Source organism: Thalassospira sp. HJ, assembly GCF_000948415.1.
Lineage (GTDB): Bacteria > Pseudomonadota > Alphaproteobacteria > Rhodospirillales > Thalassospiraceae > Thalassospira.
In genome coordinates, this window is sequence record NZ_JYII01000021.1 from 280,555 (window position 1) to 295,127 (window position 14,573).

Below are 14,573 nucleotides of genomic sequence, written 5' to 3' on the forward strand. Positions count from 1 at the left end.
ATGTAAATTGTTTAGGGTCTGAACTCAGTTGAATGTTTGAAATGGCATCAGAAGGATCAAGAGATGCTAGGAAATCGCCGCAGCGCGGGGTGTTCCCCGTGCAAGGGGATTGACGAAGCAGGTCGCAGGTTCTTCTGATGTCCTTCGGATCGGAGGCATTTATGCGGGCTGTCGCGTCGCTTCACCTTGAAAGGCAGCTAGCCTTTCTGCGGTAAAGCTCCTAACATCCGCAAAAATGCCTCGCGACCATTCCAAGCATTCAATTGGGTTCAGACCCTACACCACACGAATGAGTGAATTGTATCTGTCCAGTAGATGAGGTCCAGGTGAGTAAGATCGCACTTGTTGATGACGACCGGAATATCCTGACGTCTGTGTCGATGGCGTTGGAAGAAGAAGGATATGAGGTCCTGACATATTCTGATGGTTCGGAAGCACTTCATGCCATCACGAAAGAAGAGCCTGATCTGGCGGTGCTTGATATCAAGATGCCGCGTATGGACGGACTGGAGCTTCTGACCCACCTGCGCAAGAAAACCGAAATGCCGGTGATTTTCCTGACATCGAAAGATGACGAGGTTGATGAGCTGACCGGCCTGCGCATGGGTGCAGATGACTATATCAAAAAGCCGTTTTCCCAGCGTTTGTTGATCGAACGTATCCGAACCCTTCTGCGTCGTGCGGAAATCATGCGGGCTGGTGGCGTTCGCCCGAACGGATCGGATGACGTTCTGCAGCGCGGTGATCTGGTTCTTGATCCGTCGCGCCACATGTGCAGCTGGAAAGGTCAGCATGTGAACCTGACCGTGACCGAGTTCCTGTTGATCCAGGCGCTTGCAAAACATCCGGGCCACGTTAAAAACCGTGATCAGCTGATCGATGCGGCGTATGGCGAGCACATCTATGTTGATGACCGCACGATTGACAGCCACATCAAACGCCTGCGCAAGAAGTTCCGCGAGACCGACAAGGAATTCAAGGAAATCGAAACGCTGTATGGCGTTGGGTATCGTTATCGTGACTCGGCCACTGTTGCGGGCTGATCTGGAATTTCTGACGCGCCGGAGCATCAAGCTCCGGCGCGCATTGTTTGCAGGCCCGGTTTCGCGGGCCGGTTATTGCAGGTTTGAATGAGCGATCTTGGGACTGGTGATCACGACCAGAACGCAGCTCCGTCCGAAACACGGACGACACGGATAGAGGAACGCCACGGGCTGTTTTCGCCTTTGACCTGGCGGATTCTGGCCGTGAATGCGCTGGCACTTTTCGTGCTGGTGGCGGGCATCTTGTATCTGGGCCGCTACAAACAGGAACTTATTCATTCCGAACTTGAAGCCATGGCGGTGCAGGCGGAAATGTATGCCGCTGCCCTTTCGACATCGGCGGTCAGTTCCGGCGATGATGCGACCAACCGGGTGAAAATCGAAGTGGCGCGCGAAATGGTGCGCCGTCTTGTCGGCATTACCGGTGCGCGTACCCGCCTGTTTGCCACCAATGGCAGCCTTCTTGCCGATAGTCGTAATATCCAGTCGCTTGGCACCGGCACGATTCAGGCCGAACAGCTTCCGCCGCCGGGCGAAGAAGATGCCTTTGCCGATATCATGCGCAAGCTGACCGATGGCATCCTGACCCTGTTTGAGGGTGAGCAACCCTTGCCACTTTATGTCGACCCGCCGGTGGCCAGTGCTGCCGATTATCCTGAAGTGCGCGCGGCCCTTGCGGGTTATTCACGTGGCGTGGTTCGCGTGGATAGCGAAGGCCGCCGGGTTTTGTCGGTGTCGGTGCCGGTTGCACGTTTCAAGCAGGTTCTGGCATCGGTGATGATGACCAAAAGCGGGGAATCGATTGAAAACGCCCTGCATGCGGTGCGGCTTGATATCCTGAAAATCTTTGTTTTTGCCTTTGGCATCACGGTGTTGCTGTCGATCTATCTGGCCGGTGTGATCACACGGCCGCTGAACCGGTTGGCGCGTGCGGCCGAGCGGGTCCGGCGCAGCAAGAACCGTCAGTTCGCAATCCCCGATCTGTCGGATCGCCGCGATGAAATTGGTGATCTCTCCACCACGCTACGCGACATGACCGAAACCCTTTGGGATCGCATGGATGCGATTGAACGGTTTGCCGCCGACGTTGCGCATGAGATCAAGAACCCGCTGACTTCGCTGCGCTCAGCCGTTGAAACTGCCACGCGACTTAAGGACCCGGAACGCCAGCGCCGCCTGATGGAAATCATCGCCGAAGACGTTCAGCGTCTTGATCGCCTGATCAGTGATATTTCCGATTATTCACGTATGGATGCCGAACTGTCGCGCGCCGAAAGCGAAGAGGTCGATCTTGGTGTGCTGCTGCATACACTGGGCGAGCTTTATAACGCTGATGTCGATGGCCCGCCGGTCAAGGTTTCTGTACCAGAAAACCTGAATGTGCCGGCCCTTGAAAGTCGTCTGACGCAGGTCTTCAGGAACCTGATTTCCAATGCGATCACCTTTACGCCCGAAGGGGGTGAAGTGCGCGTGCGTGCCTGGCGCGACAAGAACTGGGCGGTGATCACGATTGAGGATGATGGTCCCGGCATTCCGCCGGGCAAGGAAGAGGCGATCTTTAACCGGTTCTATACCGAGCGGCCTGCGACCGAGAAATTTGGTCAGCATTCGGGACTTGGGTTGTCGATTTCCAAGCGAATCATCGCAGCCCATAACGGCGAGCTTTCCGCAAAGAATCGCGTTGTGAATGATGCGGTCAAAGGGGCGGTCTTTACCATTCGCCTGCCGCTTGATTAAGTTTTTTGCAAGCGCAAAACAGCGATTTTCCTATGCGTGAGGTTAAGTCGATCACGCTTGCGACGTTTGGGGTTTGACAACCCGACGCCTGCCAAGCATCGTTTTTTTCATTATGTCCCAGCTTCATGCAAATTGCGTCCGGATCGGTGCCCATGCGGTGCTGTTGCGCGGACCATCCGGATCGGGAAAATCCGGGCTTTCGCTGCGTCTGATACAGACGGGCGGCTTTCTTGTTTCTGATGATCGAACCGACCTGATCGCGCGTGACGGGCGCCTGATAGCCAGCGCACCGGATCCGATTGCCGGATTGTGTGAAGTACGCGGTATCGGGATTGTGCGGGGTTTGCCGCAAAAACCCGAAGGAGACGTCAGGGTTCTGATCGATTTGACGGATGATCCGACCAATGTCGAACGCATGCCCGAACCTTCAAGCGAAGAGTTTTGTGGCATTGCGATACCGTGTTGGACATTATGTGCATCCGATCTGGCCATTGAGACAAAGATTGGAGTAGCTTTGGCGCTCGCGACCGGTGAAATGACCCTTGAACCGTAATCCACAGGACCCTGTTTTGCAGAAAACTTCGCAGAATTCTTCTGACAGTCAGAATACGGCCCTTGGCGCGTTTGATGGCAAAAGCGGACTGGTTCTTGTGACCGGTGTGTCCGGTGCAGGGCGTACGACCACCCTTAAAATCCTTGAAGATTTCGGCTTCGATGCGGTGGATAACCTGCCGCTGCGGATGTTGTCGGCGCTGGTGCCCAGCGACTGCCGCCCGGAACAGCCGATTGCCATTGGCCTTGATATCCGCACCCGTGATTTCGGCGTTGATCAGTTTGTCGAAATTGTCGGTCGATTGCGCAATCAGACCGGCATGGATCCGTTGATGATTTATGTCGATGCGGATACGGCGGTGTTGCAGCGCCGCTTTACCGAAAGCAGACGCCCGCATCCCCTGAGCCATGATCGGCCGCTGGTCGATGCGATCGAGCATGAAAAACGCCTGATGGCGCCGATTGCCGCCACGGCGGATATGCGGATCGATACATCGCGGCTTAAATCGGCCGAGCTTCGCAAGATCTTGCAGGACCAGTTTGATATTGGCGAAAACGAAGGCATGGCGATCTTTGTGCGCAGCTTTTCGTTCCGTCAGGGCGTACCGGCCGAAGCCGATCTTGTTTTTGACGTTCGCTTTCTGCGCAACCCGCATTATGATCCCGAGCTTCGCCTGATGACCGGGATGAATGCGGCTGTTGGGCAATATATAGAAGAAGACCCGGATTTCGCCGGGTTTGTGAGCCGCCTGAAGGCAATGCTGGAGCCTATTTTGCCGCGTTATGCGCAGGAAGGTAAAAGCTATCTGACCATTGCGGTCGGATGTACGGGTGGTCAACATCGTTCGGTTTATATCGCGCGGTTACTCAATGACTGGATTGCCGATTTGGGATATGACACACATCTCAGTCATCGGGATAAACCGGACGAGCCGACCACGGGGGAGTGATAAAATGGAGAAAACTGCATGATCGGGATGGTGCTGGTCACCCACGGCGATCTCGCGAAAGAGTTCGTATCTGCCTTGCAGCATGTTGTTGGCGAACAGGAAAATGTCGAAGCGGTCTGTATCGGACCCGATGACGACATGGAACAACGCCGCGCAGACATTCTTGCCAGCGTCGAAAAGGTCGACAGCGGCAAAGGTGTTGTCCTTTTGACCGACATGTTTGGCGGTACCCCGTCCAATCTGGCGATTTCCATTATGGAACAGGCAAATGTCGAAGTTATCGCAGGGGTTAATTTACCTTTGCTGATTAAGCTGGCATCTGTTCGCATCGACGGCACGTTGGCCGAAACGGTCAATGCGGCCCAGGATGCGGGGCGTAAATACATTAACGTCGCGTCGCGTCTGCTGAGCGGCGAGGAATAAGTCAGCAACAAAAAGAACAGGGCCGGATGCACGGGGACAGCGCATCTGGCTTGCGGGGACATACATGGCGCAGAAGGAAAAACGCACTTTAACAATCAGCAACCAGCGCGGATTGCACGCGCGGGCGGCTGCGAAATTTGTTAAACTGGCAGGTGAATTTCAATCGAGCATCATGGTGCGCAACCGCGGCACCGAAGTATCGGGTGTTTCGATCATGGGCTTGATGATGCTGGCAGCATCCATCGGCACCGAGATCGAGGTCGAGGCGACCGGCCCGGATGCCAAACAGGCGATTGATGCGCTGAACGAACTGGTTGATGCCAAGTTCGACGAAGAATAGGACGCACTTTTCGGCCCAATATTGAGGCCGAAGACGTCTGACTTTCGGGAAACAACAAGAACGAGTTGGTAGCTAAGAAGGCTTGCAAGTTCCTCCAACAGACCAAACCGTTTCAGATGAAAACACCACGGGCGTCCGGCGGGTCATCACCGGGTTGGGCGCATCGGGCGGGATTGTTATCGGTCGCGCCTTTGTCCTTGATCGCCAGATCATTCAGGTCAATCGCAAGCCAATTTCTGACGATGCCGTCGAGTCCGAATGCAAGCGCCTTCATGATGGCGTTGCCGAAAGCATTGATCAGCTCAAACGGCTGAAATCCCAATCATCAAGTGCCGAAAGTGCCGCGTCCGAGGAACTTGGCTTCCTGATGGATGCCTATATCCACATGCTGACCCAGTCGCGTCTGGTGCGCGGGGCCGAAGAACTGATCGTTTCAAAAAAGCGCAATGCGGTGCATGCGGTCAGTGACGTGATCGATGCAATTGCCGATCAGTTTTCAGGCATGGAAGACAGTTATATCGCCGCGCGCGCGACGGACATCCGCGAGGTTGGCCTGCGCCTGATGCGCTGTCTGATTGGTGAGACCGACAGGGCAATGGACAATGCGCCGACGGGTTCCATCCTGATTGCCGAGGATGTCAGTCCGGCTGATATGGCGCGCTTTGAACCGGGGCAATTGACCGCCTTTGTCACAGCCCTTGGCGGGGCCGAAGGCCATACTGCGATCATGGCGAGGTCGCTTGGTATTCCGGCGGTTCTTGGCGCACCTGATATCGTGCGTGGCGTGCGCGGTGGCGATCAGATCATTGTTGATGGCGGACGCGGTGAAGTGATCATTTCGCCTACGGCTGCTGATATCAAACATTACACCCAACGCCGAGCAGATTGGCTTGCCGCGCGTGAAAAGCTGGCAAGCTTGCGCGATGTGCCCTCAGCGACGCGCGATGGCATAGACATCGACCTGCATGCGAATATCGAGTTGCCGATCGAACTTGCCGCCGCGCTTGAAAATGGTGCCAGTGGTATTGGTCTTTTGCGCAGCGAGTTCATGTTCATGAACAAGGACTATCTGCCGGGCGAAGACGAGCAATACGAAGAACTGGCCGATATCGTCAAACGCATGGATGGCAAACCGGTCACCATTCGTACCCTTGATATCGGTGGCGAAAAGCTTGCGGTCGCCCTTCAGAACGAAATCGGATCGGGGCCGAACCCGGCCCTTGGGTTGCGTGGTGTTCGGTTGTCGCTTCGTAAGACCGAGCTTCTTGAAGCGCAATTCGCCGCCATCCTGCGGGCATCACTGCACGGGCCGGTTCGGGTTCTGATCCCGATGGTGGTGGGCGTGCATGAAATGACCCGCGCGCGCCAGATCTATGAGGCGGTCGCCAAACGTCTGCGCAAGGATGGGCACCCGATCCCCGATACCTTGCCGCCACTGGGGGCGATGATTGAAATTCCGGCAGCGGCATTGGCGGTGGATACGCTGGCGCGAGACAGCGACTTCTTTGCGATTGGCACCAACGATTTGACGCAATATACGCTTGCGATTGATCGGACAGACGATCAGGTGGCGGGGATGTTTGATCCGCTGCATCCAGCTGTGCTGCGCCTGATCCGCGATGTGATCAAGGTCGCGGGCGAGCGTGACATTCCGGTCAGTGTTTGCGGCGAGATGGCCGGTGATCCGCGTTATGTGCCGCTTTTCATCGGGTTTGGCCTGCGCAACCTTTCGATGTCGCCGGTCAACATTTTGCTGGTCAAGCAGCGCCTGCGGCGCCTTGATAGCCGCAATTCCGAACATCAGGCCAACCGCGTTATGGAACAATGGGATTCGGCCCGCATTGCCATGATGCTCGATGATTTTAACGACCTCGCCTGACAATTCCCGTCTTTCATAGCTTGTTCCGAGTGGCTGCCATCCCAACATAGGGGGCAGTTTTGTGCCTGTTATGTCCGTGTTTGTCCGTGGGCGGAATGCCCGGGATTGCGGGGCGTGGCAGCGCGCAGGTTGGTCCGATTTTGGGTGCGATGCAAATTCACACAAAAAAGGACTTGAAAACAATATAAAGATATCTTTATATGTGATCTATCGCGGTCAGGGATAGGACCGCAACAGAATTCTTCGGCGTATCGGCGGGATCAAAATCCCAGGCGGATGCGCCATTCCTGTTTGATTGGAGACAACATGTCGAACTTTACCGATTACAAGGTCGCGGACATCTCGCTGGCCGGTTGGGGCCGCAAGGAAATCGCGATTGCCGAAACCGAAATGCCGGGCCTGATGGCGCTGCGCGAAGAATATGGCGCGGCACAGCCGCTTGCTGGTGCACGCATCGTTGGCTGCCTGCACATGACCATTCAGACCGCAGTTCTGATCGAGACCCTGACGGCACTTGGTGCGGAAGTTCGCTGGTCTTCGTGCAACATTTTCTCGACCCAGGATCAGGCTGCTGCGGCGATTGCTGCTGCTGAGATCCCGGTATTTGCTTGGAAAGGCGAGACCGAGGAAGAATTCTGGTGGTGCATTGAGCAGACCATTGCTGGTCCGGACGGCTGGAAGCCGAACCTGATCCTTGATGATGGCGGCGACGTTACCCAGCTGATCCACGAAAAGTATCCGGAACTTCTCGAAGACATCAAAGGTCTGTCGGAAGAAACCACCACCGGTGTGCACCGCCTGTATGAAATGGCGAAAAAAGGCACCCTTAAGGTCCCGGCGATCAACGTCAATGACTCGGTCACCAAGTCGAAATTCGACAACCTGTATGGCTGCCGTGAATCGCTGGTCGATGGCATCAAACGCGCAACCGACGTGATGGTTGCTGGCAAGATCGCCGTTGTTGCCGGTTTCGGTGACGTGGGTAAAGGTTCGGCTGCGTCGATGCGTAGCCAGGGTGCACGCGTTCTTGTGACCGAAATCGATCCGATCTGCGCACTGCAGGCCGCGATGGAAGGTTACGAAGTCACCACCATGGAAGACGCAGCCCCGGTCGGCGACATCTTTGTCACCACCACGGGTAACATCGACATCATCACGCTTGACCACATGCGTGCGATGAAAGACCGCGCAATCGTTTGCAACATCGGTCACTTCGATTCCGAAATCCAGATCGGTTCGCTCAAGAACTACAAGTGGGACAACGTGAAGCCGCAGGTCGACGAAGTCGAATTCCCGGATGGCAAACGCCTGATCGTTCTGGCCGAAGGTCGTCTGGTCAACCTTGGTTGCGCAACCGGTCACCCGAGCTTCGTGATGTCGGCTTCCTTCACCAACCAGGTGCTGGCACAGATCGAGCTGTGGAAAAACCACTCGAACTACGAAAACAAGGTTTATGTCCTGCCGAAACACCTTGATGAGAAAGTTGCAGCTCTGCACCTTGATCGTCTTGGCGTGAAACTGACCAAGCTGTCGTCCGAGCAGGCCGAATATATCGGCGTGCCGCAGGCTGGTCCGTTCAAGCCGGATCATTACCGCTACTAATTGGCATCTGCCAGTTTGCATCAAAGCCGGCCTGTTCATTCAGGCCGGCTTTTTTGGTATCTATAGACACCGCAAGTTGTTAGAAACATTCAAACTTGTCAGATGGATGGCCGTCATGCCGCAACTTGAAATCGAGTATTCCGCCCAATTGCCGATCAAGGATGAATTGTCCAAGCTGGCGGTTGATCTGCATTATGTGATTGCCCGCGAAGCTGATGCGGATCTGGATTCCTTCAAGACCCGGATTACACCATTGGAAAATGTCGTGATCGGGGATGGCGATGCCAAGAACGCCATGGTCCATCTTGATATCCGGTTGCTGTCAGGCCGGATCAATGCGGTGAAATTTGCCACCGGCGAGGCCGCCCTTGCCGCCCTGATTGATCGGCTGGAATGGCTGGTGGGTGACTATCAGGTGCAATTCACTGTCGAGGTGCATGACCTTGATCGGGAAAACTATTTCAAGCACATCACCGAAGGCCCGCGCGCGTCCTGAGCACGGGGTTCCCCGGGATTGATGATTACATCAAAAGCGCTTCGTGGATCGGATGATCCGGGCCATAGCGGTCATTGAGCAGTTTGATCAGCTCGCGCGAGAAGCCCTTGCCAGCATCAAGGAGTGATCGCAGTTCCGTATCATTGCGATCATGCGGTCCGACACCATCAAGGCGCGCACGGACGTCCGGGTCGGACAGTTCGCTTAAGAAGCGGTCATAAAGTTCGAGTGCGGGCAGGCTTTTTTCCCCGAACACGGTTTGCAGTCGCGTGATCGGTGGGAGCTGTAAAAGTTCCGACAGTTTTTCACGTTTACCCGCATAATCCCGGCCAGCAGTTTCAGCTGCAGCGATAATGCCGCCGAAATAAAGCATCTTGCGCGAGAAAACCAGTTTCAGGCGTCTTGGTGCCCAGGCCTTGCTGGCGTCGCCCTCGCGGGTTTTGATTTCAAAATCGACGCTAATGGTGCGGTAGTAGCGGATCACGTCATTGACCAGAAAACGCGCGATGGAATCGCGTGTGACGGAACTGGTGACGTAGTTGGCGATCAGATCATCAAAGAATTTGCGTTTGCCCGCCTCGTTATAAAGCCATTCACATTCGAGCAAAAACAGCAGGCGGCGGGTGGTGATCGAGTTGGTGTCGCCATCAAGCCCGATGCGATTTACCAGTTCTTCAGCCGTGATATAGGACGAAAACGGGCCGTTTACCGCAGGCTTTTTGGTGACCATCTTGCCCAGGATATCGGCGACCTGTTGGTGCGGGGCCTGACTGCGTTCGGCTTCGCGGCCGATGATGAAGTAATCGAGATCGGATTGATCGGATGCTTCATGCCGGCCATAGGAGCCGGTGACCACCACGCAGAATGTATCGCCCGACAGGCTTTTGCCCAACGCGTCGCGCATCTCGGCCAGACGGGTGGCCGAGTAGTGCTGATTGGATGCGATGGTTTGCGGTAACAAGCTGAGCTCAGCCCCTTAGTGCGACTCGTTGATTAGTAAAGAGTACAGGTAACTGCTAACTATTAACACTGTGTGTAATTAGTCTTTAGAAATTTTCGGGATCTTGTATGAGCCTGAACCTACTGTTTGAAGAACTAGTAGATCTTTTAAAATTGGGGAAACAGCTTCCTCAAAAGCTGACGGTCTCTTTGCTGCTTGCTCCGAAATTACAGAAACTACTTCTCTAAATTCCTCAAATGATAGCTTGAAGGTATAGTCGTGTTTTGTTGGGTCGCTCGAACGAAACTCTCTGACTGCTTTTGAATGAATTTCAATATGGTCATCGCGAACATAAAGTGCATCAATCTGCGCGCTTGTTTGCTGTTCGCCGTGATTACTTTTTGAGGCGTGACGGGATATTTCCACTTGCACTATCTCCCTAAATCAAAATCCACCGGAAGTAGTGTATTGCCTTTTATCTCTTTAGGCGAGAATCCCGCGCTAAGTTAATCAAACAGGCTTGCCGCAGCCGCCTGCTGGGCCGGGTCGGTCAGGCTGCCGACACGCCTAAGGAAGGAATGCTTTTCCTCGTAATAGCGTTTTGACAGATCGGCAAAGCAGCGGACTTCGACATCCTTGTTGATGTGGAATTCACGCCGCGGGACCTTGGCCTCGTTGAGATCAAACGTGCTGGCCGACGCACTGATCTGATGGTCAACCGCATCGGCAACGCCATCCAGTTCAATACGGTTCTTGAGACTGTGCAGGAACTTCTTGAAGGGCGGGTGGCTGTTGAGGAATGCCTTTTCGGTCAGCAGGAAATCATCAGCGGCGAAGTCAGGCGCGTTTTTGACGACAAATTCGCGGCACAGATGGTCGGTGGCAAAGCACATCGGACCAAAGATGAAATTGCGATAGATGTCTTCCTTGAGCTGCCAGAACTTATCCAGGCGCTTGAGCGATTCCGCATCAAGCTTGACCGCTGCTTCGAGCAGCAGGCGCGGATGGCAATGCACATGGTTGGGATGGACGTAAGTCTTGGTGCGACTGATGCCTTCGAGCGTGTCGATATTGACCGGGCCAGCAAACAGGGCGGCATGCGGGTGATCGGACTTTTTCGACAGAAGGGCAATCACCGCGTCCGGATCCACACCATGCTTGACCAGCAGATGATTGACCGACAGGTCGAGATCGACCTCGCCCGTGATGATCTGATTGGTCAGTTGATGGTGGTTGCGGTTAAAGCGCCGGGCAAATTCCGGTTCCAGCGTATGGGAAAACGGACCATGGCCGATATCGTGCAACAGGGCAGCAGCGCCGAGAAGATCGCAATCGGCATCCGACAGTCCCATGAGGCGGCAATAGCGTTGCGACAGCAGGGCCACACCGATTGTGTGGTCATAGCGCGAATGGCGGATATTGGCCGGACGACCATTGGGGTGGAACAGATAGTCGATGGCACCCAAAAACGAGATTTCGCGCAACCGTTCAAACGCCGGTGATGCGATCAGTTTTTTGTGCAGCGGCCGGTCAAAGGCCGAGGCGATCTGGGCACGCTTGAAATGGTAGTTATATTGCGGCACATCGCGAAACAGCAGTTCCCATTCGGCGATGTCATCGGCATTGAAATTGGTATCGAACAGATCACCGATTTCCGGAGCCGGCTTTGCGGCTGCCTTGAGCGCGGCAGAGTCCTTTTGTGGCGCAGCGGGCTTGGGCTCCGCGCGCGGTGCAAAAAGATCTAGCTGCGGTTTTGGGCTCATCTTGGAAATGACGGGTACGTCTTGTCTGTTGTTAAATGTGGTCCCGCACACATAGCCCGATTCAAAAGCCATGTCATTGCGGTTTTTCCGCAGGGTTTCGCCGCCAAACACGCCAGCAGACAAGGCTGTTGTCGCGATGATGCGAAACGGTGGTAAAAGCACATCGTTTTCACCATAATAATAGCTCATAAACACAAACGGTTAACAACACGTGACACGGCAAGCATCCGAGCAAGCTTCCAGACAGGTTGGAGCAGACAAAAAGGCGGTGGCGATTTTGCGCAGACTGTCCGATTTGTCGCGTTCTGCCGTTTGGCGGGGTGTGGGTGCGGTGTTTGCGTTGCTGAGTCTCTCGCGTACCGCGTGGGCGCAGGAAAAGTTCCGTGTGAATTCCGGCGGGAATGGTGATGCGACGGCGGCCCAAGTGGCCCAGCCTGACGGGATTGGTGCGACGATTTTCGGAAGCCTTGCGGGGCTAAGTGATCGTGATTGGCTGGTGGTGGGACTGGCGGCCGTTGGTGGGGCTGCAATTGCCGGCTGGGTTGGCTGGCGACTGTCGCTTCGGATGCGCCGCCATCTTGAGGAAGTTGAAGATCACGAACATGAACTGGCCGGTGAGACCGAGCTTTTCACCCAGCTTCTGTTTGCCGGTCCGGACCCTGTTTATTACTGGAGCCGCCATGGCTTTGCCGAGGGGGCCAGTCCGTCGCTTAAACGTGCCTTTCAGCTGGGTCAGGATGGGCGTTTTCCCGATGTGCTTGATCTTCTGCGCGATGAAGATGCGGATGCGCTGAAGGAACGAGTGCGCAACCTTAAATCCGGGCATGACCGGTTTGAATTGTGGGTCACCACCCTTGATGAGCGCAAATTCCATGTGACCGGCATGGCCGCGCGCAAGGATCGGTCATCAGACGTTCTGGCGCATGGTTTGTGGTTCCGCGATGAAACCCGCCATTCTCGCGAACGTGAAAGCCAGTTTGGTGATTTTCAGTTACTCAAGCATGAAGTATCGGGCCTGCGTCAGGCGCTTGATAGCCTGCCTTTCCCGGTCTGGCGCCGCGATAGCGAGCTTCGCCTGATTGATTGCAACATGGCCTATGCCGATGCGGTGGAACGCGACACCATCGAAGATGCGCTGGCGACACAATCGGAAATCGGTGCCGGGGTGATCCCCGATCACGGGCGGTCGCTGGCGGCATCGGTTCAGCGCAATAATGAAAGCCTGACGCGTGATTTCCATGTTGTCATTCGCGGTGATCGCAAATTGCTGCGCATTACCGAAATGCCGGATGGTGACGGGCAAACTGGCGATGACGCCGGTGGTGTGATCGGTTTTGCGATTGATTGCACCCCGGTCGAGGAATTGCAGTCCGATCTTTCGCGCCATATTCGCGCCCATGCCGAGGTACTGGAAAACCTTGGCACGGCGATCGCGGTTTATGGTGGGGACAAGGGGCTTATCTTCTTTAACACCGCTTTCACCAAGCTTTGGGATCTGGATGACGAGTGGCTCTGGACCGAGCCGACCCATGATGATGTTTTGCGGCGTTTGCGCGATGAACGCAAACTGCCCGAAGTCACCGACTTCACCCAGTTCCGCAATACCGAGAACCAGCGGTTTACCGATCTTCTCAAACCTGAAGAAGACCTGATGCATCTGCCAAATGGTATGACGCTCAGGCGGTTTATCTCGCCGCATCCGTTTGGCGGGCTGATGTTTGTCTATGAGGATGTGACTGACAAGCTGGTTCTGGAAAGTTCCTATAACACCTTGATCGCGGTTCAGCGCGAGACGCTTGAAAGCCTGCATGAGGCGGTCGGCGTGATCAGTGGTGATGGGCGTTTGCGGCTTTATAACCATGGCTTTGCCGATCTGTGGGGCCTTGAAAGTACCTTCCTTGATGTGTCGCCGCATCTGGCCGATGTGGTCGAGAAATCCAAGGACTACTGGCGCGAACGCGATGATTGGGAAAAGTTCAAGAACCGCATGGTCGCGCGGATCACCAACCATGAGCCGATGAATGGCCGGTTGGAACGATCAGATAATTCGATCATCGATTTCGCCATTGTGCCGTTGCCTGATGGGGCGGTGATGATGTCTTATATCGATGTCACCGACACGATCCGGGTGGAACGTGCGCTTCGTGAACGTAACGAGGCGCTCCGCACCGCTGATCAGATGAAGTCGGACTTTATTTCGACAGTCTCGCGCGAATTGACCAAGCCGCTTGATCACATCAATGGCGAGTCTGATCGCCTGATCCCGCATTTGACCGGGAATGTGGCGCGGTCGGTTGAAACCATCCGGACCGAAGCGCAAAGCATGCTGGCGCTGGTTGATGACATGCGCGATCTGGCGACGCTTGGATCGGGGCAGGTCGCACTTGAGCTTGATACCGTTGATCCGCGTCGTTTGCTGCGCTCGCTTGAGGCGCTGACGCGTGCGCGGCTGGCGGAGCTTAATGTATCGCTGCGTCTATATTGTTCGCGCCAGATCGGCTGGATGGTGGCTGATGAGCGCCGCCTGAAACAGGCATTGTTCATTCTGGTGACCAACGTGCTGCGCACCGCTCCCGAAGGCAGCGAGGTTTCCGTGGTCGCGCGTCGGCGCGGTGAAGATATCGAAATATCGATATCGCTTTCGGATGAAGCACCACAGCCGATGCTGTTTGAAGGCCTGCGCGATGGCGAATCCCCGTCGGCCCGCCGTGCCCTTGGCATGGCGATGGTGCGCGCCGTCGTCGAAATCCATGGCGGGCGGGTCAAGATCAGCCGCGATGGCCGCGAGATCGCCTGCATCCTGCCGGCGGGCGAGGAAAGCGATCTCGGTTAGGGTCTGACTGGTTAC

Annotated in this window: 13 protein-coding genes; 10 read left to right on the forward strand and 3 right to left on the reverse strand. The window is 55.3% G+C overall.

Going from position 1 to position 14,573, the window contains the following annotated elements; genetic code table 11:
• Positions 1-326 precede the first annotated feature (326 nt).
• The 9 genes from UF64_RS19080 to UF64_RS19120 all read left to right on the forward strand — a co-directional run bounded on the left by UF64_RS19080 (position 327) and on the right by UF64_RS19120 (position 9,022).
• The gene (locus UF64_RS19080) at positions 327-1,043 is read left to right on the forward strand and encodes a response regulator transcription factor (protein ID WP_082049906.1); all 717 of its coding nucleotides are present in this window, start codon (positions 327-329) and stop codon (positions 1,041-1,043) included.
• Positions 1,044-1,130: 87 nt separating this feature from the next.
• Positions 1,131-2,780 carry a stimulus-sensing domain-containing protein gene (locus tag UF64_RS19085; RefSeq protein WP_235285161.1) on the forward strand — a complete coding sequence of 550 codons (1,650 nt, stop codon included), beginning with the start codon at positions 1,131-1,133 and terminating at the stop codon, positions 2,778-2,780.
• 112 nt (positions 2,781-2,892) lie between these two features.
• Positions 2,893-3,333 carry an HPr kinase/phosphorylase gene (locus UF64_RS19090; RefSeq protein WP_044830183.1) on the forward strand — a complete coding sequence of 147 codons (441 nt, stop codon included), beginning with the start codon at positions 2,893-2,895 and terminating at the stop codon, positions 3,331-3,333.
• Between the two features lie 16 nt (positions 3,334-3,349).
• Positions 3,350-4,282: an RNase adapter RapZ gene (rapZ, locus tag UF64_RS19095; protein ID WP_044830293.1), complete on the forward strand. Its 933-nt coding sequence runs from the start codon at positions 3,350-3,352 to the stop codon at positions 4,280-4,282.
• Positions 4,283-4,300: 18 nt separating this feature from the next.
• A complete protein-coding gene (locus tag UF64_RS19100) occupies positions 4,301-4,705 on the forward strand; it encodes a PTS sugar transporter subunit IIA (protein ID WP_008889056.1) in 405 nt (134 codons plus the stop codon).
• Positions 4,706-4,769: 64 nt separating this feature from the next.
• Positions 4,770-5,045: an HPr family phosphocarrier protein gene (locus UF64_RS19105; RefSeq protein ID WP_008889057.1), complete on the forward strand. Its 276-nt coding sequence runs from the start codon at positions 4,770-4,772 to the stop codon at positions 5,043-5,045.
• A gap of 82 nt (positions 5,046-5,127) precedes the next feature.
• On the forward strand, positions 5,128-6,924 hold the full coding sequence (gene ptsP / locus UF64_RS19110) for a phosphoenolpyruvate--protein phosphotransferase (protein WP_044830184.1): 1,797 nt from the start codon (positions 5,128-5,130) through the stop codon (positions 6,922-6,924).
• A 306-nt stretch (positions 6,925-7,230) separates the two neighbouring features.
• The gene (ahcY, locus tag UF64_RS19115) at positions 7,231-8,526 is read left to right on the forward strand and encodes an adenosylhomocysteinase (protein WP_044830294.1); all 1,296 of its coding nucleotides are present in this window, start codon (positions 7,231-7,233) and stop codon (positions 8,524-8,526) included.
• A gap of 115 nt (positions 8,527-8,641) precedes the next feature.
• Positions 8,642-9,022 (forward strand): 5-carboxymethyl-2-hydroxymuconate Delta-isomerase, encoded by a 381-nt coding sequence (locus tag UF64_RS19120; protein ID WP_044830295.1) that lies wholly within the window; start codon positions 8,642-8,644, stop codon positions 9,020-9,022.
• Positions 9,023-9,047: 25 nt separating this feature from the next.
• On the opposite strand, the gene UF64_RS19125 is transcribed toward UF64_RS19120, so the two are convergent.
• The 3 genes from UF64_RS19125 to UF64_RS19130 all read right to left on the reverse strand — a co-directional run bounded on the left by UF64_RS19125 (position 9,048) and on the right by UF64_RS19130 (position 11,914).
• Entirely contained in the window at positions 9,048-9,983 is a 936-nt protein-coding gene (locus tag UF64_RS19125; RefSeq protein ID WP_044830185.1) for a DUF294 nucleotidyltransferase-like domain-containing protein, read from the reverse strand.
• Positions 9,984-10,061: 78 nt separating this feature from the next.
• Complete coding sequence (locus tag UF64_RS20470; protein WP_152630734.1) at positions 10,062-10,388, reverse strand: hypothetical protein; 327 nt, start codon at positions 10,386-10,388, stop codon at positions 10,062-10,064.
• 80 nt (positions 10,389-10,468) lie between these two features.
• Entirely contained in the window at positions 10,469-11,914 is a 1,446-nt protein-coding gene (locus UF64_RS19130) for an HD domain-containing protein (protein WP_235285162.1), read from the reverse strand.
• A 106-nt stretch (positions 11,915-12,020) separates the two neighbouring features.
• Here UF64_RS19130 and UF64_RS19135 point away from each other — a divergent pair, with 106 nt between their 5' ends.
• Positions 12,021-14,558: a PAS domain-containing sensor histidine kinase gene (locus UF64_RS19135; protein WP_235285163.1), complete on the forward strand. Its 2,538-nt coding sequence runs from the start codon at positions 12,021-12,023 to the stop codon at positions 14,556-14,558.
• The last annotated feature ends 15 nt before the right edge of the window (positions 14,559-14,573 follow it).